This window comes from Paenibacillus sp. FSL H3-0469, assembly GCF_038051945.1.
Lineage (GTDB): Bacteria > Bacillota > Bacilli > Paenibacillales > Paenibacillaceae > Paenibacillus_AQ.
Genome location: NZ_CP150302.1, coordinates 3,166,152 through 3,190,659 on the forward strand (window position 1 = coordinate 3,166,152; position 24,508 = coordinate 3,190,659).

Below are 24,508 nucleotides of genomic sequence, written 5' to 3' on the forward strand. Positions count from 1 at the left end.
GCAGCGTTGCCCTTATTATAGAAGCCATTCCGGTTCATTCCTAGTGGATTCATATTGGAAAGGTGGATTTGAATACTTCCCTCATCATCCTCATCGCACCAGCAGCCTGCCAACTAATTCCTCCCTTTATCCGCAAAAGCCCATATTAACCCGTACCCACAATAAAAAGGACTCCCATTCAGCCATTAAATGACCACAGGGGCCCTTACCCCGACCTTATCCCCGCTTCTCCCCTACTCCGCCCCTTCCCCAGCATTCCCGCCTTCCCCGGACGTATCCGGCGCATTATTGCCGCCTGCGGCTGGCTGGGGGCTCTCCCCGCTGCCCGCATGTCCGCCTGATCCGCCGGAGCCCGAGCTGCTGTTACCGCCGCCTGCTGGTGTGCTGTCCGTGCCGGTGCTGTTATTCTCAGTACTCAGCGAAGGAGCCGGAATAGCGATGCCCGGGGCGCTGCTGCCGTTCTCGCCGACCGGCTTGCCCTGATTGTCATAGTAATACATCGGAACGTCACCGACTACCATCAGGTAGGAGACGGGGATCTCTGTATCCACCACCTGCGGCTCCATATCAAATGGAATGACGACGGCAACCTCAGTAACAATATGAATAAAGACTTCAACGAGAATCATATTGATTCCGGCATTCTGCTGCCGTGTGTTCAGCTCGACCTTCACTGCCCCCTGAGGCTCCACCTTGATCGGAATATCCGGCCCATAGGAGGCAATCAGCGGACTGCCGAGCGCCTGCCCGAGCGGAATATATTCCGTCCGGTTATGCAGCTCCTGCAGTGTGGACTGGATGACCTCGGCGGCCTGTGAGGTAATCCGCATATGCTCCTTGTAGTTGAGCATGAAGCCCGAGATTTTGCCGTTCTTGTCCGTCTTCCAGTCAATCAGCGCTTCTGCGTTCCCGCCATCTGCCACCTGGGACGTAATCGCCTTGTTAATCGATTCCGTGGCGATCTGCTTCACCCGGATCTGTGCCAGATGGAGAATCGGCGGCTTCAGATGCTGCTCCACATAACGCAGCCCCTGCAGCACCGCCAGAAGCAGCAGCAGGCTCAGAACGATCCAGAATCTGCCCCGTCTGCGCTTGCGCGGCTTCTGCCCCTTGCCCCCGGCCGCTTCCTGATGCTTCCCGTCCCTGCTGCCGAACAAGCGGAAGCCGCCGCCCCCGCGCCCGGACTTGCGCCAGACCCGCTGGCCCGGAGCGCCCGCTGCTCTCCCGGACGGCTTCGCTGCCTTGTAATCCGCTCCGCTCCCGTCCAGCCGCACGCCGGACCTGGAGGGCTTCGCCACGAAGCCCCCGCTCCGTCCCCAGCCCCGGCCAGGCAGGCCCGCGCCGGGTCTTGACGGCTTCGCTTCGAACCTTGCTCCCGAACCCTCGCCCGGCGGCCGGATTCCCGTTCTGGACGGTTTGGCCTTGAAGGCCTGGCGGCGCCCGCCCGGCCTCCTCAGGCCGCTTCCGCTGAAGTCCGGCAGACGCAGACGCCCGAAGAGCGGTACGCCTGCGCTCCGTTTCCCCCATTTTCTGATTCTGCCCATGCCCTGCAGTCCCTCCCGACATTCCTGCGGTCAAGCCGCTCCCTGTACTAATAGGCTATTCGGCGCACACGCAAAATAACCCCACAAAAGTGAGGTTAGCCTTGAAGTGAAGAACCTAATGTCCCGCCCGCTTGCGCTTATCCTCCTGGAGATGCCCCCAGTGCAGCCGGACAAAGATAGCGAGCAGAATCAGCATGAATACGCCATACCACAACAGAAAACCGTTCCAGTCCTCACGCGGGACAATGAGCGAGGAGCTGAGTGTACCGAACAGCCAGATGAAAGACAGATTGCCGAGCACCGTCCCCCAGACAAAAGCCGCCGGCTTCATCGGAGACACGGCTGACATCAGGTTAATGATATTGCTGGGCACAATCGGAATCGTACGCAGCAGCACCAGGGTCCAAATGCCGTAACGGTCCAGATAGGTCTGCCATTTCTCATACTTCTTGAGCTTGTAGCCCCATTTGCGGTCGAACCAGTCGAAGAGATAACGCCGGAAGAGAAAATAGACGACTACCGCACCCAGGTTACAGGCCAGCCAGCTGACAGCCATACCGCCAATTACTTCGAATACAGAGACATGAAGCACAATCAGAATCGCCAGGGGGAAAAATCCGAACAAGCTTTGCAGCACGGCGAGCGGAAAGGTCGCGAAAACAATATACGGGCCGCTAAGTCCAAGACTCTGCAGCAGCCAGTCAATCCAGGCATTGATGATTTCGGTCATAGAGCGCTCTCCTTTCCTGACTCCTAGCAGCATGTAAAGGAACCGCTCATTAATGAAGGTTGAATTGGTGAAGAAAAACACCCCTTGCGGGGTGTTTTTTAAACATCTGCCTATATATTCTGCGACATCAGTGTACAAGTTACAGAATTGTTGCTTATTTTCTCTCATCATAGCACACATCGGTCATCGCCGCCAGATCACTGAACCTTTCCGTTTTCAACTATGCAGAGATACCAGCCGTCCACTCATTCACCTTGGCTTCATTGCTCTCTACCCATTCCTTGGCGGCTTCTTCAGGCGACTGTCCGCCTTGAATTTTGACCATAACCTGCTCCATATCCTCTGCGGTCCACTTGAATTGGCTCAGGAACTTGTGCACATCCGGCATATCCTCCTGGAGCCCCTTGCGGGCCATGGTGTGAATCTGCTCGGCTCCGCCGTATACATTCTGCGGATCATCCAGATACTTCAGGTCCATGTTAGCGAACATCCAGTGCGGAGTCCAGCCGGTGACCACGATCGGTTCATTCTTGTCAAAAGCCTTCTGCAGCTCCTGTGCCATCGCCGCAGACGAGCTCTCCAGCAGCGTATAGTCGCTCAAGCCGTAGGCTTCGAGCGCTTTTTCCGTAGCCGTCATAATTCCGGCCCCCGGCTCAATCCCGATAATCGTCTGATTCAGGGAAGAGGCTACATCGGCATTCTTCAGGTCATCGATGGAGTTAATGTCCATATAGGCGGGAACGGCAAGCCCCGTCTTCGTACCCTCCAGATTAACCCCTACATCTTCAATATCCTTGCCGTATTTCTCCAGATAAGAGGCATGGGTGCTTGGCAGCCAGGCGGCTACCATAGCGTCCGCGCTGCCGTCAGCAATCCCTGCCCACATCGGTCCGGCATCGACCTGCAGCATCTCCACCTTCACGCCGAGCTTCGTTTCCAGCACTTCCTTGACTACGTTAGTACTGGCGATCTCGGAATCCCAGGCCACATAAGCCAGCTTCACCGTACTGTTATTATTAGACGAACAACCAGCTACCAGAATTACTGCCAGCAGCAGCATGATTATCATTAGCGGTCTGCGCTTCATCGAATGAGTTCTTTTCATATTAATTATACACTCCTATTCTTGTGGTTTGGATTTGAACAGCTTTTGGGTCAGACGATCCAGCAGTATCGCGATAATGACAATGGCAATCCCCGCCTCGAAGCCCGCACCAGTCTTGGCCTGTGATACCGCACGGTATACATAAGCCCCGACCCCCTGGGCACCGATCATGGACGAGATGACCACCATGGACAGCGACAGCATAATCGTCTGGTTAATACCGGCCATAATGGTCGGCATGGCGATGGGCAGCTGTAGCTTGAACAGCTTCTGCCCTGCCGTAGAACCGAAGGCATCCGCCGCCTCCACTAGCTCTGGCGAGACCTGACGAATACCCAGGTTAGTGAGCCGGATGGTTGGCGGAATCGCGAATATAATAGAAGCAATTACGCCGGGAACTACCCCCAGTGAAAAGAACGACACGGCTGGAAGCAGATATACGAACGCCGGCATCGTCTGCATGAAGTCCAGAATCGGGGTAGCAATGTTCTGGAAGGTCCGGCTCTGTGCACACAGCACTCCGAGCGGAACCCCGATCACTACAGCCAGCAGAGAGGCTGTCAGTACCAGGGCCAGCGACTGCATCGACGGCCCCCATAATCCAAGATTGTCAATCAGGAGCAGTCCGACCACCGCAAACAGCGCCATCCGCCATTTGCCGATCCAGTAGGCCAGAGCGGCGATCAGAAGGGTCAGCACAAGAGCCGGCAGGAAATTCAGTGCCGCATCAATTCCGCTGACCATTCCGCCGATCACCGCATGAATGAAGTCAAATATCGGGCCGAAATAGGCAGTGAGCCAATCTTCGATCCATTCTACGCCCTTTCCGAGCGGGATTTTGGGTAAATTCATGAATGAAGCCCTCCTTCCGGAACTGCGTTACCGGCCAGGGCAGACAACACAGCCCCCTTGATCACAATCCCCTTCAGCTTCTCGCCTTCCCCGACTACCGCCACCGGCAGATGCGTCTCCGACATCAGCTCGAACAGATCATTCAGCAGGGTGTCCGGCTGGACACGGGGAATCTCACGCTGCATGACTTCAAGGATACTGCGGTTCTCCTTCAAAGCCTGAGAGGCGTTATCTGCTGTCAGCAGACCTTGCAGCCGCATCTCATTATCCGCCACATACAGGCTGGATACCCCGCTGTCCCGCATAAGCTGCAGGGCTACCCGGGGGCCGCGTTCCGGGCGGATCATCTCCGGCTGACGCATCACGTGGGAAGCCGTCAGCACCTTGGACAGATCCACATCCTCCACGAAGCGTTCTACATATTTATTCGCAGGCTGAATCAGAATTTCTTCCGGCGATCCGATCTGGACAATGACCCCGTCCTTCATCAGGGCAATACGGTCCCCGATCCGCAGCGCTTCATCCAGATCATGCGTGATGAAGACAATCGTCTTCTTCACTCTGGATTGCAGCTCCAGTAGTTCCTGCTGCATATCCTTGCGGATCAGCGGATCAAGCGCACTGAAGGCTTCATCCATCAGCAGAATGTCAGGATCATTGGCCAGACCGCGCGCCAGGCCGACACGCTGCTGCATGCCTCCGCTGAGCTGATCCGGACGGTGATTCTCCCAGCCCTTCAGCCCTACAAGCTCAAGAGCCTCCATGGCCAGCCGGGTTCGTTTGCTTTTCTCCACACCCTGGACTTCCAGTCCGTACTCTGCGTTAGCGAGCACACTGCGGTGCGGGAACAGCGCGAACTTTTGAAAGACCATACCGATATTCTTCCGCCGGAATTCCCGAAGCTGCTCCGGATTCATCTTGACAACATCCTTACCCTTGAACAGCACCTGTCCTCCGGTCGGCTCAATCAGCCGGTTCAATAGACGGACGAGCGTGGACTTACCACTGCCCGACAAGCCCATAATGACAAATATTTCTCCCTCTTCAATGCTGAATTCGGCTTTATTCACACCGACCGTCAGCTTGGCTTCCTTGGCGATTCTTTCTTTGGACCAGCCTTGTTCTAATAATGGAAGCGCCCGTGCTGCATCATGACCGAAAACTTTGGTTAACTGTTTCACCTCTATAATTGCCATGGTGACCTCCTTCTCTATCTCTGTTTATCGCTTTGATGCTACTGACCTAGTGTAACGGACTTACGAAAAAATAAGCAAAGCGCATATTCGGTTAAAATTTAGTGTACAGTTTTAACTTTACAAACTTTACGTATAGAATACTCTGTTTAACGCCAAATTCCGTTCCGCATGAATTCTTTACTTCTGGATGGGGATTTGATTACAATACAGTAGGAGAGGCATGCAGCCTGTCAGCCTAATCCTCAGGAGGGACATCATGAACGATTTAGAGGGGCTTTCGCCCGAGCAAATAGAGAAAATCAGCAAGGCCCGTGAACGGGTTATCGACTCTATCGGTAAAAATATGGATTTATACGGCATCACCTTGTCCATCGGGCATTTATACGGTTATATGTACTTTAATGAGGGCCCGGTTACACTGGATGAGCTGAGCCGCACCATGGGCATGAGCAAGACCTCCATGAGTACTGGAGTCCGTACACTGCTTGATTTGAAGATGATTGATAAAGTCTGGGGCAAGGGCACCCGCAAGGATCTGTTCGAGGTGGTTCCCGACTGGCATCAGAACTTCAGCGATTACTTCTCTATTAAATGGAGAAAAGCGGTGGAAGGGAATATGATTGCCCTGAACAAATCGCTTGCCGAAATCCGGCAGATGCAAACCGATTATGCGGACGAGCCCGACCTGTCGCGCCTGCTTCACACCGACGAGATTAAGATTGAGGAAGCCATTAAATATTACCGCTGGCTGCTGAAGCTGATCGAAGCGCTGGAGACCGGCAAGATCTTTGAATTAATCCCTAAAGAATAATATCAGCTGTAGGCGTTCAAACTATTCTGCTCATGCTGAAAAGGCTGTCACCAAAAGCCATGTTATGGCGCTTGGGACAGCTTTTTGTTTTGGAGTAGGAGGAATTGAGGAGTAGGATTAACGTGGGCACTTGGGTGAACGCTGCGTGAACGGACCGTTGTTACAATCGCTGTGCTCGTAAGAATTTTTTTCATTCCCCTATTCGGTGAAAATCCGGAGACCAAGGCGACCACTATCGCTTCTCCGCGGGTCGTTTTGTCCTCTCCACTGTTTAAGCGGGAAATGGAACTACCCAAAGACTTCAAGGGAACCTAGCCTCGCATACATTCGGCCATCGCCTGCGTTTGAGCATAATGTATACTGTTTTCCGCATACATTCGGGCCATCGCCTGCGTTTGAGCACAATGTATGTTGTTTTCCGCATACATTCGGGCCATCTCCTGTGTTTGAGCGCAATGTATGTTGTTTTCCACATACATTCGGGCCATCGCCTACGTTTGAAAGCAATGTATGCTGTTTTCCACATACATTCCGGCCATTCGATGTTCTACCAGGGGAACTATAGTTTCCCTACAAGCATCAAAACGGCCGCGATCCTTGAATGCAAGGATTGCGGCCGTTCTCGCATGCTGACGTGCTGTCGCTGGTTGTTATAACACCGCTAAGTCACGCCATATCTCGTTAGCTTACGGGTTCTCGACCAGACTGACATCATCAATATAGATATGATTGCCCGCTTCGATAGCGGCATTCGTCTCTGGACTGTTGCCGGGATTCAGCCCCAGCAGGAAGACCAGATGAGCACCTGCATCCGTTCCGCCGTTCATGGTGAAGGTGTAGCTGAAGCTCTGCTTTTCGCCTGTTAATGCAGCGGCGGTTGTCTGCAGATATTTCGTGTACTCCCCTCCGAAATGCTCGACTGCTACTTCAATCACCCGGTTGATATCCGAACGGGCGCTGAAGTTCAAGGTGTAGCTTTTACCCTGAATCAGCTTCAGATCCCTGTAATCTACCTGGGCGGCGTAGTTGGCTGATCCCGTGAAGGCCAGTGACACCTCAAGCTCCCCATTCTGGACTGCGGCATTTCCGGCGCCCTCGAAGTACTGGGTCCAGCCCTTAAGAGCCGGCTGGGCATCGAATGTGCCGTTATCCAGTGTGCCGCTGGCAGGTTCAGTCCCCTGTCCATCCGTTACCTTCCTAAGCACGATATCGTCAAAAGAAATCGTATGCGCCGTATGGTTAGCCGTCTTATCCTCACCCAGCGTGGCGCCGATCAGATAATTCAGCTTCAGCGGATTGTCATTGGTTACACTGAACTGTGTGCTGTAAGTCGCCCACGTAGCTGTAATATCGAACTTCGCCTGCGCCGCCTGGGCAGAGGTTCCGCTGTACTCTACGACAATCTGCCGGGGAACGGTAGACTTCGCTCTGAAGCTCAGCTCATAGGTTGCGCCGGCTTCCAGCGGGATTTTCTCCTGATAGAGCTGGGTGTGCCAGGCTTGTGACCCGGCCGCCGTAATCAGCACCTCCACTGCTCCGTCCACCACTTGGAAGGACGAGGCTCCGCCTTCGCCGGACCAGGTGGACCAGCCTGAGCTGCCGCCGGTGAATGATCCGTTGACGACCAGATTGTTATCATTCGCCAGTATGGTCTGCACCACACTAGCGTTAACATAACCTTCAGCTTCCACGGTAATGGTATAGCTTCCCTCTGCCGGGAAGGCGGCAGCCTGGATTATAATTGCTCCCGGATGTACATCGTACAGCTCCTCCGCAAGTGTTACGCCATTCACTTTAACGGACTTAATGCTGCCCGACCATTCTGCTTTCTGGATGAAGGTCAGCTCAATCGGCTGTGATACCCGGTTGGCTGTGGAATCTGCGAGCAGCTCCTGCGGCTTCGCCGGGGCGTCCTTGATCTCGAATCGCACATTGTCGATGATGATGTCATGACTCTGCGGAACACTCACCCCACCCACCTTGCCGAGCAGGAATTTCAATGATAGCGTATCATTCGTACCCTGCCGGAATTCGAACCGGTAATGCTTCATCTCCGGCACCAGCTCCACTGTCTTATCGATGGAAGGGGAATAGCTCGCATTCTCTGCCTTCACACCCATCTGCCGCGCCACGCTGGCACTGGCATCGAATTCAACCACGTAATCCAAGCCCGCCGCAGCCTTGAGGTTATTCTGGAAAAGCATCACCGAATACGCCTGGTTACCGGTGTTCGTAATGCTGAATTTCGCTGCCCCGTCCACTGCTGCCGCAGTGCTCTGGCCGCCGTCTTCTGTCAGCAGCCGCTCCCAGCTCGTAAGCCCGAAGCTGAAATCCCCGTTCAAGAGCGGGTAATAGGTCAGATCAGGGTCATAATAGGAGCTGGTGCGTACCAGTACGAATTGATCCAGCAGCACCGTTCCGGTGCCCCCGCTAAGGCTCAGGACGAATTGTCCAAGGCGGTCGCTGGCCCCCGGGAAGTTCTTGAACACCGCTTCAACTTGCTGATGTCCCGCACTCAACTGAACCGGCTGGGAAGCATAGACAACGCCGTCATAACCGCTCAGTTCAACTACTGCTGTCCGTGCGGAGGAGCTATCTGCCTCGAAGGTCAGCTTGTAATCCTGGTTTTGCACCAAGAAGATCCCCTTCTGTTGCAGCGTAACCCCGCTGCCGCCAGAGTCCACGCCTGTAATGTCCAGCTTCAGGCGGCCTTCAGTGTCAACCTGCGGATTAACCTCCGCACCTCCGGAAGTGCCGATATGCCAATAGCTCATCCGGTCCGGCTCGCCCAGATCGAAGCTGCCGTTGTAGAGATGGTTGCCGCTGCCGAGTGGCGTCTTGGCGCTATCATGATCGAAGGGAATACTGCCGATTTCTTCAAGCCGAGCATTGCCAAGCCAGACCGGAGAAGCATTGGTCCCCAGATTGAACTCAATCCGCGCGGCATTGTCCGAGCTCTCCTTCATCTGGAACATGGTCTCGTAATGCTGAAGCTGCGGGGTCAGCACCGCCTTGAACGCCGGAGAATAGGACGGGAAGCCCAGCGGTGCGCCGCCGGTCAGCCGGGCTGTGAACTCCCTCGCCGTATCCGTTCTGGCGTCGAAGCTTAGCTTGTAGAATCTTCCCTTCGCCAGCGAGACAATAGCTTGCGGCTGGATCGAATAAGTATTACCGCCCGGCTTCAAGATGTTTACTTTCAGGAAGTTCTTGCCGTCTACGGGCTCCAGGGACAGCGCTGCATCCGCGCCTTCATCCTTATACATTACCCAGTGGGCTGTATTCGGGATGCCCATCCCGGGATCTCCCTCTACCTGCTCTGTGAAACCGCTATTATAAATGAAGTTCCCGTCCGCAAGCGGCAGCTTAGCCCCTTCCAGATAAGGCTCCTTCTCCAGCTCCACCGGTACCGGCTGCCGGTATTCGCGTCCGGTCAGCTCATAGATTCTGACATAGTCAATCTCCATGGAACTCGGGAATACCGTTTCTTCCGTAGGATTACCGTCAAAGTTGCCGCCGACTGCCAGATTCATCAACAGGTGGAACTTCTGGTTGAACGGTGCCGGATAAGCATTGATAGCCGGCTGGCCGCTGCTTTTGCTGTACCAGTCATTCTTGGTAGAGAACAGTACCCCGTCCACATACCAGCGGATCTCTCCCGGCTCCCATTCTATGGAGTAGGTGTGGAATTCTTCAATGGTGGAACCGCCCGGCAGTACATATTCCTTGCCGGAATAGACATTGTCCGGCCACTGGGAACCATAATGGATCGTTCCGGCAACTACATTCGGACGGCTGCCCCAGCCTTCCATAATATCCAGCTCCCCGGAGGCCGCCCAATTGCCGTACACATAATTCTCCGGCAGCATCCAGATCGCGGGCCACAGCCCCTTGCCTGCCGGTGCCTTCGCCCGAATTTCGAATTTGCCGTACATTTTGCTGTACAATCCATTGGTCTTGATTCTGGTAGAAGTGTACGGCTTCCCGCCCTTTGCCTCTTTATGTGCGGTAATGACCAGCTTGCCGTCTTGCTCCTTCACATTCTTCGGATCATTTGTGTAATACTCCAGCTCATTATTGCCCCAGCCCGGATTCCCGACAACGGTGCCATCTCCGAGATCATAGGTCCACTTCGCCGGATCAATGACATTGTCATCGAATTCATCATTCCACACCAGACTCCACGGATCACTGGTCGGCGCTGGGGTCGGCGTCGGACTCGGTGTTGGCGTTGGCTCCGGCGTAACCACTGGGGTCGGTGTTGGCGTTGGCTCCGGCGTAACCACTGGTGTCGGCGTCGGACTCAGTGTTGGCGTTGGCTCCGGCGTAACCACTGGGGTCGGTGTTGGCGTTGGCTCCGGCGTAACCACTGGTGTTGGTGTTGGCGTTGACTCAGGCGTAACCTCTGGCGTTGGTGTTGGCGTCGGCTCCGGCGTTGCCGTGACAGCCGGTGTAGCTGTCGCCGTCTCTCCGCCCCCCGCAGCAACAGGCGGCTGGCTGGCCTGCGGCGAGGCCAGATTCAGATTGCTGCGGCTGCCCGGCTTGAGCACGATGCCGCCGGCTGTTACAGCCTCGGCCTGATTCAGCACGGTGCCGAAGCTGCCGCTGCCCGTAATCGTAGTGCCCCGGGCACCAGCTGTAAGAAGCAACTCCGCCACCTGCGCTTGATTCATCAGCACCAGCTTGCCGGGCGTGCCCCAGATCAGCTTGGATAGCTTGCCTGACAAGCTCAGCGTAAGGTTGCCTCCGGCAGCATCAGCGGTGGATACAACCCCATAATTGCCAATAAGAGTGACCGCCCTCTCCCCTGCCGGGAGTACAACATTGGCGAAGCCCTCCCCGGTAAGCGCGCCTTCTTCCAGAATAGCACCGGAATCAAGGTACACTGTTCCAGTGGTTGTCGTTCCGCTGGCAACGATGCGGACGCTGCCCTTCGGCTTCGCCACCTGAACAGGCCCAAGAGTACTGTTCACCAGGCTCACGCTATGTTCACCGCCGCCGCGGATATAGGTGGTGCCCTTCACCTGCACTCCCTCCAGCCGGAGCTCTCCCTCCCCGATCCCCTCGGTAAGATAGAGATTCCCTTCAATAATGCTGTCGCTAAGTGTAATATCCTCATGGCTCAGCACCACATTGCCCTTCACCTTGCCCAGCTTCACTTCCCCGGCTGCGGAGCGCAGCTCCGGCACCAGTGAATCCGCCAGCTTCGCCAGCTCGGCCCGGGTGATCCTCCCGTCCGGCTTGAATAAGCCTCCGGCATAGCCCTGCATATAACCTGCTGCCGTAAAAGCATCCGCCGCTGCGCTTACTGCGCTGCCGGCTCCCGCCAGGTCGCTATACATGCCCTTCGCTTGACGTTCTGTCTCCAGCCTCAGTATCCGCTGCAGGGCAAGGACCGCCTCCCCGCGCTTCAGCGGAGCCGCAGGTTCAATTCGCTGATCTGCGTCTGCAAGGAGATACCCTGCTGCTACCGCTTTGGCAATATCGTTCTTATACCAGGCCCCCGCCGGGACATCTGCCGGAAGCACAGCCGCCAAGTCCTTATAGCCGAAGATTCGGTTGACGATTGCCGTAAATTCTGCCCGGGTTACCTGCTGCTCCGGCCTGAAGCTGCCATCTCCGTAGCCGGAGATCACCCCGCTACGGCTCCAGCGCATCACAGCTTGAGCCGCCCAGCTGCCCTCTTTTACATCGGTAAACGCTTTCAAATCACTGGCACCTAAGCTTCCGCCCTGCAAGGCGGCCGTTGTCTCCGAAGGTGCTGTCAGCCTGCTCAGAGCAGACTTCGCCTCAGCCCCGCCGCTCCCCAGCGGCGATAGAAGTCCGGTAACCATTACAGCGGCTGCTAACAACGCCGGTATATTCTTTTTCATTCCGTGTAAACCTCCTCTGAATTAGAGTCTTAACTTAGCGCATTAACATCGTCCCGTTACTCTCCTGTTATCTTCGAGCTCCGGACCGAAATCGGTTTCGATTATCTCCATGCCATTCCTCTGAATGCAATTAACCTTTGACTTGTTTCGGCAAGTTGAATAGACTCTAGAAAGGACTGCTGTTTGACAGCAGAGAGTGTCCAAGTGAACGGTCAGTAGCCTTGAGAAACCCTGGCATACCCGTCTTTTGGCCCTGTTATAACTATGAAGCGGGGGTGAGCATAGCCATGCAAATGAATATCAAAAAAATTGCTGAAATGGCCGGGGTCTCTGTATCGACTGTGTCCAAAATCATGAATAATTACAGCGATGTTTCCGAAAAAACGAAACGAAGAGTGCTTGAAATCATCGAACAAACCGGATATACCCCCTCAAGCTCCGCCAAGACGCTGGCTACCAAGAAGTCGAATCTGATCGGGGTTATTTTTGCCGGTGAGCTGAATGTGGAATTTACCCATCCTTTTTTTGTAGAGGTGCTGAATTCGTTCAAGAAGCAGATGGGGGTGCTGGGGTACGACCTGATCTTCTTCTCGAATGAGAAGTTCATTAACAGCGGTGATTATTACTCGCGTTGCCTGCATTTCCATGTGGACGGCTGTGTCATTATCTCGGGAGAGCAGATGGAGCCTGCCATACAGGAGCTGGACCGGAGCCCTATTCCCTGCATCGGGGTAGACCTGGAGCTGACCGGCAAGAAGTCCGGCTATGTCATGTCAGACAATTACCAGATTGCCTCCAAGGTGGTGGAGCACTTCTACCTGCTCGGACACCGGGAGCTTGGCTTCATAGGCAGTACAGCGGATTCAGACATCTCTAACCTGCGGGAAGCAGGGTATGTCAGAGCCATTGCCGGCTTCGGCCTGGTCATGAATCCTAACTGGTTCGTGCATGGCAACGATTTCTTTGAGCCCAGCGGTTATGCGGCAATGAATTCGTTAATTGCATTGGGAGATTTGCCAAAAGCGGTCTTCGCCGCCTCCGATCTCCTCGCCCTCGGCGCTGTCCGCGCCTTGAAGGAGCAGGGTCTGCGTGTTCCCGAGGATGTGGCTATCATCGGCTGTGACGATATCGAGGCCTGCAAGTATACCAGCCCTACGCTGACTACCATCCGCCAGAACAAGGAACGCCTGGGTGTGCTCGCCGCCCATATGCTGTTCGATCTCATCAATAACCAGTCTGAAGGCGGCTCGTTTGTCGTTGAACCGGCGCTGATCGTCCGTGAATCCTGCGGCAGCGGGCTGAAACAATTGAACCACTGAACGCCTATACCACCGGATCGCCGTAATGATGAACTTCTGCCTCTCCGGACCTGCCCTGCGATCCCTCCCCTCCAGCTCAGAACTTCGCTTGGCTGCACTATGCACCCACCCGAAAACGCTTTCGATACTATAATCGCTCATTTAGCGGGCTGCTTCAAGGCACCGTTTTTCTGATTTTGGGGACCATTTTTCGGCTTGGCCCCCACATTGGCCTGTCCTTGCTTCTTTAGCCTCAATCCATCACAGCGAGGCAGGCTCAGCTACCTGAGGGTCCAGCGACAGCCTGACCAGTTGACCTGCATGACTAAGACCCGCACCGAATCCGTACAACAGCACCTGCTGGCCGCTGCGCACCTTCCCTTCGCGGATACCCAGATCAAGCGCAAGCGGAATACTGGCCGCCGAGGTATTGCCGAAGGCTTCTAGACTGTATAGTGCCTGCTCCAGCGGATAATTCAGCCGTTCACAGATGGGTTCAATCATCCGCAGATTGGCGCTGTGCGGGATGAACCAGTCTACTTCCGCAAGACCTGCTCCGGCGTTCTTCAGCACCTGCTGTACTCCCTGCGGAACCGTACGGACCGCCCACTTGAACACTTCCCGGCCATTCTGCACCAGCAGCCCTGTCGCGGAGAGTTCCACTCCGTTCACCTTCTCAGCCAGCCCTGTGCGGTAGACATGCTGCGCTCCGCTTCCGTCACTGCCGAGGTGGTATCCCATGAAGTCATCCTTCGCCCCGCCGCTCTCCACCAGCACAGCCCCTGCACCATCCCCGAACAGAATACAGGTACTGCGGTCCGTATAATCTGTGATCTTGGACAGCGTATCGGCACCAATGACCAGCACCTTATGATGCAGTCCCGAAGACACCAGCGCATGAGCCGTATGCAGAGCATACACGAATCCGGCGCAGGCAGCGCTCAGATCTATCGCTCCCGCAGTCAGCGGAATGCCAAGGGTATTTTGTACAATCGAGGCCACAGATGGAAAAGAAAAATCAGGGGTACTGGTCGCCACAAGCACCATATCGACATCCTGTACGCTTTTACCATATCGCTTCATCATGTCCAAGGCGGCGGCTGCACACAGATCACTGGTATATTCATCCTCGCGGCTGATTCTGCGCTCCCGGATCCCGGTCCGCTGCACAATCCACTCATCATTAGTATCCACCATCTGCTCCAGATCCTGATTCGTAAGTCTGCGGGCCGGCACGTAAGAGCCGATCGCTGTTATTTTTGCACCTGTCATATGATCCACCTCAGCTTTTGATTTATTAGTATCTGATATTAGTACTTGGTACTAATTATAACCTGCTCCTGACTATTTTGCAAAATGTATACCCGGAATCGCCTTGCGGCAATCACATCTTAACATTGTAAAGATCACAAACGCATGCTACAATCTTTACGTCGTTAAGATATCAGTCAAGAATGAAAGGAAGAACAGAACCTTTGAAGGATAAACCCTACCATCACGGCAATCTGCGCAATCAGCTTATAGAAGCGGGTATCAAGCTAATTAACTCGGACGGCATCAGCAGCTTTTCCCTGCGGAAGGTTGCCGCCGAATGTGAAGTCAGCCACACTGCCCCCTACAGCCATTTCAAAAATATAGATGAACTGGTAGCTGCCATGGGGGAACATGTTACCGGGCAATTTATGGATTCGCTGCGTATCTCCATCCAAGGCCAGGAAGGTAAGTTTGAAGCGGTCTCCCGGCTTGGGCAGGCCTATATTGATTTTTTCGTAGAGCATCCACAGTATTTCCAGTTTCTGTTCTACCATTCCGGCATAACCATTGATCTGGACAATTATGATACTGACAGTTATCCGCCATTCGTCCTGTTCAGGACTACAGCCTTTGAAGTGTTCCGCAGCAACGGTCTGCCGGAGACCGAGTTCACCCCTCAGCTAATCACACTCTGGTCCATGGTGCATGGAATTACGGCATTGCTGACCAATAACGGGGTTAAGTATTCGGGCAACTGGCGCGATCTGCTGGAGCTTAAATCTATTTTTTAGGGAGATGGAATCTTGAGAACGATCATACACGATCTGCAGGAGCAAGAATTCAAGGGCTGGCTGGGGGATATGGCACAAGAGGAAGTAACGGTCATCTCGGATAGCGGTGCAATTCATTCATGCATGGGCTGCTTCGGCTGCTGGACCCGGACTCCCGGGACATGCGTCATTAAGAGAGATGGCTACGACAATCTGGGCGAGCTGTTCTCGCGCAGTGATGAACTTACGATCATCAGTAAATGTATGTACGGCAGCTATAGCCCCTTTGTGCTGAATGTGCTGAACCGGAGCATTTCCTACGTCCTTCCCTATTTTGTAACCAAAGATGGAGCCACCCGTCACCGCAGCCGCTATGATCACCAGTTCACACTCTCGGTACATTTCTACGGCAACGATATTACGGAGGCTGAGCAGGATACAGCGAGAAGGCTCGTTGCAGCTAATAGCATGAATCTGTATTCGGCAGGCAACAACGTATTTTTCCATACCAGTCCGCAGAGCATTAAGGAGGTCCTGCAATGAACATTGCCATGATTAACGGCAGCCCCAAGCCTGCCGGCAGCAACTCAGGCCTTCTGCTGGGGATGCTGGAGCCGCTGATTGCGGACGGGAACGAACTGCACGCCTATACTCCGAATAAAAGACCGCTCACTCCTGAACAGTACAGTGAGCTATGCCGCATGGATGTGCTGGTCCTGGCCTTCCCGCTCTATAATGACGGTATCCCCTCGCATCTGTTCCAGCTCCTGGTTACCCTCGAAGGATACCTAAAGGCAGAGCGCGAACGGGAGATATACGTCTACGCACTGATTAACAACGGCTTTTATGAGGGGGAGCAGAACCAGATAGTGCTGGATATCCTCAGACACTGGTGCACGCGTGCCGGTGTTCACTTCGGGCAAGGCATCGGCCACGGCGCCGGTGAAATGCTGGGTTCTCTGGGGAAGGTACCGCTTGGCCGGGGCCCGCTGAAGAATCTGGGCCGCGCCATGCACAGCCTGGCCGGGAACATCCAGTCCCGGAATTCCGGGGAATCTCTGTTGATCAACCCCAACTTCCCGCGCTTCGCTTGGAAATTCAATGCCACGCACTTCTTCTGGCACGGGACGGCCCGGAAGAACGGGTTGAAGCCGAAGGATCTGCTGCGGCGGATGTAGCGAATACTGTAACTAATCGCATACTGGCGGGGTTCCGTACCAGATTTAATGTACAAGTGGAGGACTTAATTTAGGACTTAATTGTACTTTGTACATCTAAATCACCTGATATTCCCGCGATGATACGGTTAGTTGTATTTCGTACACCTAAATTCCACCGATACCGGACTCCTCCCCCATTTGGGCGAATTTAGTTGTACAAACTACAGTTAGAAGCGGGAAACCTTCCTTTTCACTGTTTTTAAATGTATGGAATACAACTATCTCCTTTATTTGTTTTTTACAATCATAGTATAGAATACCTGCTACATAGTCTTCCGCAAAAGGAGGTTCCTATGAACAGGATAGGAATGTTATTATTAGCACTAATACTTATAGTGATGATCACTGGGTGTAGTAAGCTTAGCTCTATGCCTTTACCCGAAATGAGCGCTACTTTGGATACCGGTGAAGTTGTTCCTGTGGAGATTAGTACATATAGTTGGGGTGCCAAAGAATTATACGGTGGTCCATGGGAAGCTATGGAGGAGAAAGAAGCGGAAATTATTCCTGCTGGAGCTGAAATTCAAATCAAATTCGATATATCGCCGGATTCAATGCTTGTAAGAGAACACTTTAGTAAGTATAAATTCAAAGATGTTACTGACTTGAATCAATTCAATGTACCGGGTAGTGCCGGCACCTATATCTACGGGGTAATGGCCACCTGGAAGAAAGGTACTGCTGTTTATGCCTTGAAAATCCAAGTTAAATAGAACAAAATTTATAAGCCTTAATCATGATTACTTTTAAGTGCTTATATGAGTTCAAAGTGCGTACTATTCAAATACGCTTACCTCTCTCACTCTAAACTTAGCACAATTAATAACACTTTTATCATTCAATTTCAAGCCTGTCCACACCAGCACCTGCCGGATTTCTCACAAAGAGCCCGGTCCCCAACAGGACCAGGCTCTTTCAATTCCAACTTCTATTCGAACGCCTAGCGGAATGACTCCTCTTGATCTCGCCAGCTCTCACCTGGTCTCGCCGGATCTCACCAGCCCCAAGGCTTTATTTTTCCGCCAGCACCACCCTAACCTGCTCCACCAGCTTCTCCGGCTTGGCCGTGTTCCTGGAGCGGCAGTGCAGGAACTCCACTTCTTCCCCATTCTCCACATAGAAGGCCGGGCCGTCGTGGTTCTCAATAGTGACCTGCTGGAACTGCACCTCGCGGACATTGCCGAGGAAGAAGCCACGGCGCTGCATGTCCTCAAGCCCTGCCATCATGTCCGGCTGGCCGGGCACCGCATGCTCCGCCATCGAGATATCGATGTTGGTGAAGGTGATTTCCGAGACGGCCTGCTCCGCCAGCCCGTACAGGAATCCCGCCGCCGCATGGACATTGCGGGCGGTAATGTTGGCGTAATGAATCCGCCGGAACTGCGGCGTCTCCTCCGTTACCGGATAAGGATTCTTGTCCCAGACATATTTCTCTTTGCCCCGTGGGCCGCAGAAGTAATAGAGATTCAGCGTGAAGGGACAGATGACATCCTCCATCACAATATTGCTGATCCGGATATCCTCAATAATCCCGCCCCGCCCGCGCCGTGACTTCATGCGGATGCCTCGGTCCGTCTGCTTGAACACACAATTGCTGATTGTCACATTGCGGATATCGCCGCTCATCTCACTGCCCAGCACCACCGCGCCATGGCCGTGAACCATCACGCAGTTCGTAATCGTGATATTCTCGCAGGGAATCCGCTCCCGGGTATCCTCCGTCCCGGCCTTGATGGCAATGCAATCATCGCCGACATCGATATGACAGTTACTGATGCGCACATCCCGGCACGACTCGGGATTGATGCCATCCGTATTCGGTGAATCGGCCGGATTCAGGATCGATAGATTATCAATCATCACATTGCTGCAATGGATCGGATTCACCGTCCAGCTTGGGGAATTCACCAGCGTCAGATCGCGGAGAGTCACGCGGCTGCAATCGTCGAAGCCAATCAGTCTCGGGCGCGGATACTCCAGCTCTTCCGGGCGGCTCCGGTGCTTCTCCCACCAGGGTTCTCCATTCCCGTCAATGGTTCCGCTCCCGGTAATCGAGACATTCCTCAGGCCCGCCCCGTAGATGCAGGGCATATGGACTTCCTGCTTGACCCCTTCCCACCGTGATTCCACGACAGTATAATCCGCCGGATCGGTACTGAAGGACAATACCGCACCGGGACTTACATGCAGCTCAATGTTACTACGAAGGCGCACCGCTCCGGTCAGGAAAGTGCCAGCCGGAATATACACTGTACCTCCGCCGTCACGGTCCGCCGCTGCAATAGCATCCGCAATCGCTTGCGTTGCCGATACTCCGCTGTCCCGCTGCGCTCCGTAATCCACTATGTTATACACTGTCTGCCTCCTCCTCTCATCCGCTGCCGGTCTATGCAGCTCCAGCTCTATTGCGCCAATGCCTGAACCGGCAGCTTCCAACTCCACTCTGCTTATGCCTTATACAAATCCTGCATCTCCACACAGGCCATTACCAGCGCTCCCACGCCGTGCAGATCATTGCTGGCCTTCGGGCGGGTAACATAGTTCCGGTAATCTCCCGCCGAGGTTCCGATGCAGATATCCGGCAGCAGCAGCCGGCCCTGCTCATCCCACTGGAGCACCTGAATTAAGCCTTCGTAGCCTTTACGCGCTGCTTCCGCCGCTTCATTCATAACTTCAGCCGGAAGGATACCCAGCTTCACTGCTCTGGCAATCGTGTAGACGAACAGACAGGAGCCGGAGGTCTCCAGCCAGTTGTCGGGCTCATGTCCCTTATCCACGACCTGATACCACAGGCCGCTCTGCGGGTCCTGATAGCGGATTAACGCCTGTACGAATCCGCTCAGCTCGGCAGCAAGCTCCGCCCGGCCCGGATCAGTCTCCGGCAGTTCATCCAGGAACTGCGAGACGGCAAGTCCGTACCAGCCAAGCGAACGGCTCCAGAACTCCGGCGAGCAGCCGGTGGCGGGATTCGCCCATGGCATGCGGCGGCTCTCATCCCAGGCATGGTAGAGCAGGCCGGTCGCCTCGTCCTTCATATATTTGCGCATCAGCCGCTCCTGGTGCAGGACCTCGGCCCGCAAGCCATCGTCTCTATAAGTATTCGCGTACTTCAGCGAGAACACCCCGGCCATGTACAGCCCGTCCAGCCACATCTGGTTCGGATATTTGTCCTTATGCCAGTATCCGCCCTCGGAGGTGCGGTTCAGTGTCAGCAGCAAATGGCGAAGCTTGACTGCCGCCTCCCGGTATTTCCGCTTGCCGGTCCGTTCATACAGCGTGAAGAGCAGCAGCCCCGCCTGTACGGCATCCAGCTCATCCCGGGCAAAGTCGAAGTTCCCCTGCTCATCCACCAGATCATCCACATACTGCTTAATATAATCGATATAACGATCCTCCCGGAGCGTCTTCCACAGCAGCTCCATTCCGCACAGGAACACGCCCTGATGATAATGCCAGCGGTGCGCAGGCGGGAGCTCTCCCGCCTCATACGTATCCATCAGTGAATCACAGGCCTTTTGCGCCCATTCGATCGGTGTTTGCGGCAGACTGCCAATCATCGTTATTCCCCTTTCAATAATTCAGAATGTCCGGTCTTCGCTTAGCATCAGCGATTCCCCCGTCAGCATCAGCCCTTCATCGAGCCCAGCATCGCACCCTTGGCAAAATGCTTCTGCAGGAACGGATACACCATCAGAATCGGCAGCGTAGCGACCACGATAACGGCCATCTTGATCGTCTGATCCGGCGGCGGAACCGTACCGTCCAGTGTCGCACTGTGATCCATCCCGCTAGCCAGCACGACAATCTGCCGCAGCAGGACCTGAATCGGCCATTTGGCGCTGTTATCCAGATAGAGAATGGCGCTCATATAAGTGTTCCAGTACGTCACGGCGTAGAACAGAGAGATCGTGGCGATCGCCGGCAGCGACAGCGGCAGTACGATTTTGAACAGAATTCCGAAGTCATTGCAGCCGTCAATCTTGGCCGATTCCTCCAGCCCCTCAGGAATGTTCTGGAAAAAGTTCTTAAGGATAATCATATTGAACGCACTGATCGCAGACGGAAGAATCAGCGCCGCATACGAATCGATCAGCCCCAGCTCCTTCACTACAAGGAACGTAGGAATCATTCCCCCGTGGAACAGCATCGTGAACACCACCAGGAAGTTGAACACCCGGCGGCCGTCCAGATCCTTGCGGGAGAGACCGTAGGCCATCAGCGCCGTGATGAACATACTGAACAGCGTGCCTATCAATGTGACTCCAATCGATACCCCCAAGGCTCTGAAGATCGTGTTCGTGGAGAAAATAAATTTATACGCCTCCAGGCTCCACACCTTCGGAATCAGCACAAACTTGTTGGCAGCCAGCTCAGCACTTGTTGTGAAGGAGCCTGCCACCACGTGGACGAACGGCAGCACCGTTACCAGCGCGATCAGGGCGAGCAGTATAAAGTTGACGGCAGAGAATAGTCTGCCGCTGAATGTGCGGTCTTCTACCATTTGAATTCCTCCTGCGGCATTTTAATAAACGCCTTCTTCTCCTATTTTCTTGGACACCTTGTTGACGGTCATGACCATAATCAGGCCCACAATCGACTTGAAGAAGCCGATGGCTGTACTGTAGCTGAACTGCCCTTGCCGCAGACCGGCGGTGTAGACATACGTATCGATAATTTCCGCAACCTCGCGGTTCATGGAGTTGAGCAGCAGGTAGACATGCTCGAAGCCCAGGTCGAGAACGGAACCGATTTTCAGAATAAACAGGGTAATAATTACTCCCCGGATGGCCGGAAGCGTAATATGCCAGACCTGTCTGAGCCGTCCGGCTCCGTCCATACGCGAAGCTTCATAGAGCCCCGGATCAATAGCCGCAATGGAAGCCAGATAGATAATCGTGCCCCAGCCTGCTTCCCGCCAGATGACCTGAAGGATATACATCGGCCGGAACCAGCCCGGACTCAGCAGGAAATTGATCTTGGCGAATCCGAAGTAAGCCAGCAGCTCGTTGATAATCCCCCCGTCCATCGTCACCATGACGAAGGAGATCGAGACGACGATAACCCAAGACATGAAGTGCGGCAGATACACCAGGGTCTGGAAGAATCTTTTGAAGAAGGTGCCTCTGAGTTCATTAAGCATCAGGGCCAGAATAATCGGAATCGGAAAATAAATCAGAATATTCATACCGAACAGAATCAGCGTATTCGCCAAAATGTTCAGGAAATCAGGCTCGGTGAACAGCCGGCTGAAATGCTTCATGCCCACCCATTCGCTGCCGGTAATTCCTTGGTAAGGCTTGTAATCCTGGAAGGAAATAATCAGTCCGTACATCGGCAAATATTTGAAGATAATGAAATACAGCACGCCGGGGATCAGCATGACATAGAGCAATTTGTTACGCCACAGCCGCTTCTTCAGCTCACTGCTGCTCTTATATTTCTTCGGCATGGGTTCGGGAACTACGCGGGGCGGGGCGGTTACTTCCTGCATGATTCTCTTCCTTTCTCTGTAAATTATTCGCTGGTTGAAAAAAGGCTGCCGGAGCGCTAACCCGGGGCAGCCCACTTCCTGTTCAGTCCGCTGCTATAGCGGCTGTGCTGTGCTTATTTTTTATACGCGGCATTATATTCTTCGATGATCTTCGCCCCGCCCCGGCTCTTCCAGTTCTCCACTTCCTTCTCGAATCCGGCCTTATCCAGCTGACCATACATGTACTTGTAAGTCGCATCCGCAATAATCTGCTGAAGCTCTACGCCCTTAGACGTATAGGTTGCCGAGTCGAGCGCCGCCGTAGGATCTGCGACCCCGTATTTCACGTTCTCCAGTACCAGCTCCTCCGCATGAATCCGGCCCGGCAGCACGTTCAAGCTCTGGTACATGCCGTTCGTTTCATATTCGCCGATGACGCTGTCCTTGAAGCCTTTGACCTCACGTTCGATCAGCTCTTTATTGTCGGTCGCTTTGGCCTTGCCGTCCACGACGGTGTAGTGTGTGCCTTCAATACCCCAGTACATCAGATTGGCTACCTCAGGGGTCATCATCGCGTCGAAGAACTTCAGAATCTTCTTCAGTTCCGCCTCATCCTTGACTGCCGATTTCGGGAACAGCACTACGTTGTTATAGCCGGGAATCATCCACTGGGCGAATTTGCCGTCAGGTCCAGCCACCATGCTATGCGTATCCAGTACGGCATCCGGCACGTTCTTGATCAAGTCCTTGTTCAGGGAATCGATGTCCTGCATCGAGCCGCCGATATACAGCCCGGCCTTGCCGCTGGTGAACATATTGACCGCATCCGTCTTACTGGTTGCCGCGAAGTCCTGGTTCATATAACCGCCTTCACGCAGCTTCCGGAAGAAATCCATCGTGTCGATGTATTGCGGAAAAGTGAACTCCGGCGCAAGCTGGCCGTCCTTCTCGGCCCAGTTGTTCGGCGTGCCGAACCAGGAGGAGACCGTCTTGAACGCACCGTACACCAGCTCATTGCGGTCTACAACGCCGATGGTATCCTTTTTCCCGTTGCCGTCCGGGTCCTTCTCGGTGAAGGCTTGGGCCATGGCGAACAGCTCCTCGGTATTGGCCGGTGCTTTCAGACCCAGCTTATCCGCCCAGTCCTTGCGGTAGATGATGCCCTGACGTGCCAGCGGACGGCCGATGTACAGGGTATACAGCTTGCCGTCTACCTTGGTGTTATTCAGGATCTCCGGCTTCAGCTTGTTCAGGTTCGGGAATTCGCTGAGCAGCGGCCCGATCTCCCAGAACTGTCCGTCCTTGATCGCTTCCTTCATCTGCAGGAAGGTCGTCTGGTTCTTCAGGTACGTCACCTGCGGCAGGGAACCGGTGGCGAACGAGGAGTTCAGCTTCTCTTCATACGTGTCAGCCGGGAAGAACTGATAAGTCAGCTTTGTATTCGTCAATTTCTCCACTTCATTCTTGATCGTATCCGGTGGAGTATCTGTCGTATTCAGCGGTAGCATAATCTTGATCTCTGTCGGCTTCTCAGGCTCTGCGGTGGCCGGGTCCGTAGTTGCGGTTGTGTTGGTCCCGGTGCTGGCGCCCGGGTCTTTCGTAGCTGCCGCCTCTTTGTTGTTGTTACCGCCGCAAGCGGACAACATGCTGAGTGTCAGCAGCGAGCTTAGGAGCAGGGTGAAGGATTTTTTCGTCATTCCTTTTTGACCTCCGTTTAACTTGTATTGGTTACAAGCCTCACATTACGCTCTGCACTGGATTACGAAAACAATCATTTGCTCATAAAAGCGGGCGGGGCGCGGGGGTGTGGGTTAATGATTATCGTGTGATGGGGGGGATAGGCATTGAAAGCTTAGTGTGTCGGAACGGTGGTCGGGCAGCAATAGGCGGGATTGCGTTGCAGCGGCGGGGGGCGGGGGGCTGAGGTGGAGCGGGACTGCGCTGGCAGGATGGGAGCTACGGCGGGCGGGACTGCGTGAGCTTTGGACTTCCGGCCGCTGTTAGGTTTGGATTTCCTGATTTGGACCGCTAGTTGCGGTAGAAATCCAAACCTAAAGGCGGACGCTCCCACTCCTCCAGTTCCAAACCTCCCTCCGTCCCTTTCTGCCGCTCCAGGAGTGGGCCCTTTCAATGCATATCCTTAAAAGGGGGGCAAAGGGAATAGCCCCGCCGCTTCGCGCGGCGGGGCTTTGTTGAAAGAGAAGGCTGATTAGTCTGCTATTACTCAAAAATCCTGCACAAATTACAACATTCCTCTCATGAAACTAACCATAATTAAAAAATGTTGCAGAAAAAGCAGCATTCCTTCTCTTCTATGCCGCCCAAAGAGAAAATTCCTGCATTTCGTGCAACATTCCTATGTAGTAAGCTGATATGGGTACTCAGTGA

General features: G+C 54.1%; 18 protein-coding genes. 6 read left to right on the forward strand and 12 right to left on the reverse strand.

What is annotated here, in order from left to right:
• Positions 1 to 233 precede the first annotated feature (233 nt).
• The 5 genes from yunB to NSS83_RS13715 form a co-directional block, all read right to left on the reverse strand.
• The gene (yunB, locus tag NSS83_RS13695) at positions 234 to 1,070 is read right to left on the reverse strand and encodes a sporulation protein YunB (RefSeq protein WP_341185214.1); all 837 of its coding nucleotides are present in this window, start codon (positions 1,068 to 1,070) and stop codon (positions 234 to 236) included.
• A gap of 589 nt (positions 1,071 to 1,659) precedes the next feature.
• The gene (locus tag NSS83_RS13700; protein WP_339311509.1) at positions 1,660 to 2,274 is read right to left on the reverse strand and encodes a VTT domain-containing protein; all 615 of its coding nucleotides are present in this window, start codon (positions 2,272 to 2,274) and stop codon (positions 1,660 to 1,662) included.
• 220 nt (positions 2,275 to 2,494) lie between these two features.
• Complete coding sequence (locus tag NSS83_RS13705; protein ID WP_341184033.1) at positions 2,495 to 3,379, reverse strand: glycine betaine ABC transporter substrate-binding protein; 885 nt, start codon at positions 3,377 to 3,379, stop codon at positions 2,495 to 2,497.
• Between the two features lie 15 nt (positions 3,380 to 3,394).
• Positions 3,395 to 4,231, reverse strand: a complete 837-nt coding sequence (locus NSS83_RS13710; protein WP_341184032.1) for a proline/glycine betaine ABC transporter permease — start codon at positions 4,229 to 4,231, stop codon at positions 3,395 to 3,397.
• A complete protein-coding gene (locus NSS83_RS13715) occupies positions 4,228 to 5,427 on the reverse strand; it encodes a glycine betaine/L-proline ABC transporter ATP-binding protein (RefSeq protein ID WP_341016834.1) in 1,200 nt (399 codons plus the stop codon). The genes NSS83_RS13710 and NSS83_RS13715 overlap by 4 nt, the downstream gene beginning before the upstream one ends.
• Before the next feature lie 256 nt (positions 5,428 to 5,683).
• Between NSS83_RS13715 and NSS83_RS13720 the strand changes: the two genes are divergently transcribed.
• Positions 5,684 to 6,238: a GbsR/MarR family transcriptional regulator gene (locus NSS83_RS13720; protein WP_341184031.1), complete on the forward strand. Its 555-nt coding sequence runs from the start codon at positions 5,684 to 5,686 to the stop codon at positions 6,236 to 6,238.
• A 686-nt stretch (positions 6,239 to 6,924) separates the two neighbouring features.
• Here NSS83_RS13720 and NSS83_RS13725 read toward each other — a convergent pair.
• Positions 6,925 to 12,108 (reverse strand): carbohydrate binding domain-containing protein, encoded by a 5,184-nt coding sequence (locus NSS83_RS13725; protein WP_341348428.1) that lies wholly within the window; start codon positions 12,106 to 12,108, stop codon positions 6,925 to 6,927.
• Between the two features lie 293 nt (positions 12,109 to 12,401).
• On the opposite strand from NSS83_RS13725, the gene NSS83_RS13730 reads away from it, so the two are divergent.
• Positions 12,402 to 13,427: a LacI family DNA-binding transcriptional regulator gene (locus NSS83_RS13730; RefSeq protein ID WP_341184029.1), complete on the forward strand. Its 1,026-nt coding sequence runs from the start codon at positions 12,402 to 12,404 to the stop codon at positions 13,425 to 13,427.
• 240 nt (positions 13,428 to 13,667) lie between these two features.
• On the opposite strand, the gene NSS83_RS13735 is transcribed toward NSS83_RS13730, so the two are convergent.
• Entirely contained in the window at positions 13,668 to 14,678 is a 1,011-nt protein-coding gene (locus NSS83_RS13735; protein ID WP_341184028.1) for a ketoacyl-ACP synthase III, read from the reverse strand.
• Between the two features lie 203 nt (positions 14,679 to 14,881).
• Between NSS83_RS13735 and NSS83_RS13740 the strand changes: the two genes are divergently transcribed.
• The 4 genes from NSS83_RS13740 to NSS83_RS13755 all read left to right on the forward strand — a co-directional run bounded on the left by NSS83_RS13740 (position 14,882) and on the right by NSS83_RS13755 (position 17,363).
• The gene (locus NSS83_RS13740) at positions 14,882 to 15,451 is read left to right on the forward strand and encodes a TetR/AcrR family transcriptional regulator (RefSeq protein ID WP_341184027.1); all 570 of its coding nucleotides are present in this window, start codon (positions 14,882 to 14,884) and stop codon (positions 15,449 to 15,451) included.
• 12 nt (positions 15,452 to 15,463) lie between these two features.
• Positions 15,464 to 15,973 (forward strand): flavodoxin family protein, encoded by a 510-nt coding sequence (locus tag NSS83_RS13745; protein ID WP_341184026.1) that lies wholly within the window; start codon positions 15,464 to 15,466, stop codon positions 15,971 to 15,973.
• Positions 15,970 to 16,608, forward strand: a complete 639-nt coding sequence (locus NSS83_RS13750; RefSeq protein WP_341184025.1) for a hypothetical protein — start codon at positions 15,970 to 15,972, stop codon at positions 16,606 to 16,608. Before NSS83_RS13745 ends, NSS83_RS13750 begins: the two co-directional genes overlap by 4 nt.
• A gap of 335 nt (positions 16,609 to 16,943) precedes the next feature.
• Positions 16,944 to 17,363 (forward strand): hypothetical protein, encoded by a 420-nt coding sequence (locus NSS83_RS13755; protein ID WP_341184024.1) that lies wholly within the window; start codon positions 16,944 to 16,946, stop codon positions 17,361 to 17,363.
• Positions 17,364 to 17,661: 298 nt separating this feature from the next.
• Here the strand turns inward: NSS83_RS13755 and NSS83_RS13760 are convergent, their stop codons facing one another.
• The 5 genes from NSS83_RS13760 to NSS83_RS13780 all read right to left on the reverse strand — a co-directional run bounded on the left by NSS83_RS13760 (position 17,662) and on the right by NSS83_RS13780 (position 23,817).
• Positions 17,662 to 19,005 (reverse strand): glycoside hydrolase family 28 protein, encoded by a 1,344-nt coding sequence (locus tag NSS83_RS13760; RefSeq protein ID WP_341348429.1) that lies wholly within the window; start codon positions 19,003 to 19,005, stop codon positions 17,662 to 17,664.
• A 92-nt stretch (positions 19,006 to 19,097) separates the two neighbouring features.
• Positions 19,098 to 20,207 (reverse strand): glycoside hydrolase family 88 protein, encoded by a 1,110-nt coding sequence (locus NSS83_RS13765; RefSeq protein WP_341348430.1) that lies wholly within the window; start codon positions 20,205 to 20,207, stop codon positions 19,098 to 19,100.
• Between the two features lie 68 nt (positions 20,208 to 20,275).
• Positions 20,276 to 21,151 carry a carbohydrate ABC transporter permease gene (locus NSS83_RS13770; protein ID WP_341184021.1) on the reverse strand — a complete coding sequence of 292 codons (876 nt, stop codon included), beginning with the start codon at positions 21,149 to 21,151 and terminating at the stop codon, positions 20,276 to 20,278.
• A gap of 21 nt (positions 21,152 to 21,172) precedes the next feature.
• Positions 21,173 to 22,099, reverse strand: coding sequence for a sugar ABC transporter permease (locus tag NSS83_RS13775; protein WP_051494095.1), 927 nt, complete (start codon positions 22,097 to 22,099; stop codon positions 21,173 to 21,175).
• Positions 22,100 to 22,254: 155 nt separating this feature from the next.
• Positions 22,255 to 23,817 carry an extracellular solute-binding protein gene (locus NSS83_RS13780; protein WP_341348431.1) on the reverse strand — a complete coding sequence of 521 codons (1,563 nt, stop codon included), beginning with the start codon at positions 23,815 to 23,817 and terminating at the stop codon, positions 22,255 to 22,257.
• Between the last annotated feature and the right edge of the window lie 691 nt (positions 23,818 to 24,508).

Excerpts from the sequence above, each read along its gene's own strand:
- NSS83_RS13730 (WP_341184029.1), top strand. The coding sequence starts at position 12,402 with ATGAATATCAAAAAAATTGCTGAAATGGCCGGGGTCTCTGTATCGACT.
- NSS83_RS13735 (WP_341184028.1), bottom strand. The coding sequence starts at position 14,678 with ATGACAGGTGCAAAAATAACAGCGATCGGCTCTTACGTGCCGGCCCGC.
- NSS83_RS13720 (WP_341184031.1), top strand. The coding sequence starts at position 5,684 with ATGAACGATTTAGAGGGGCTTTCGCCCGAGCAAATAGAGAAAATCAGC.
- NSS83_RS13725 (WP_341348428.1), bottom strand. The coding sequence starts at position 12,108 with ATGAAAAAGAATATACCGGCGTTGTTAGCAGCCGCTGTAATGGTTACC.
- NSS83_RS13700 (WP_339311509.1), bottom strand. The coding sequence starts at position 2,274 with ATGACCGAAATCATCAATGCCTGGATTGACTGGCTGCTGCAGAGTCTT.
- NSS83_RS13705 (WP_341184033.1), bottom strand. The coding sequence starts at position 3,379 with ATGAAAAGAACTCATTCGATGAAGCGCAGACCGCTAATGATAATCATG.
- NSS83_RS13710 (WP_341184032.1), bottom strand. The coding sequence starts at position 4,231 with ATGAATTTACCCAAAATCCCGCTCGGAAAGGGCGTAGAATGGATCGAA.
- NSS83_RS13780 (WP_341348431.1), bottom strand. The coding sequence starts at position 23,817 with ATGACGAAAAAATCCTTCACCCTGCTCCTAAGCTCGCTGCTGACACTC.
- NSS83_RS13770 (WP_341184021.1), bottom strand. The coding sequence starts at position 21,151 with ATGGTAGAAGACCGCACATTCAGCGGCAGACTATTCTCTGCCGTCAAC.
- NSS83_RS13715 (WP_341016834.1), bottom strand. The coding sequence starts at position 5,427 with ATGGCAATTATAGAGGTGAAACAGTTAACCAAAGTTTTCGGTCATGAT.
- NSS83_RS13765 (WP_341348430.1), bottom strand. The coding sequence starts at position 20,207 with ATGATTGGCAGTCTGCCGCAAACACCGATCGAATGGGCGCAAAAGGCC.
- NSS83_RS13750 (WP_341184025.1), top strand. The coding sequence starts at position 15,970 with ATGAACATTGCCATGATTAACGGCAGCCCCAAGCCTGCCGGCAGCAAC.
- NSS83_RS13775 (WP_051494095.1), bottom strand. The coding sequence starts at position 22,099 with ATGCCGAAGAAATATAAGAGCAGCAGTGAGCTGAAGAAGCGGCTGTGG.
- NSS83_RS13755 (WP_341184024.1), top strand. The coding sequence starts at position 16,944 with ATGAACAGGATAGGAATGTTATTATTAGCACTAATACTTATAGTGATG.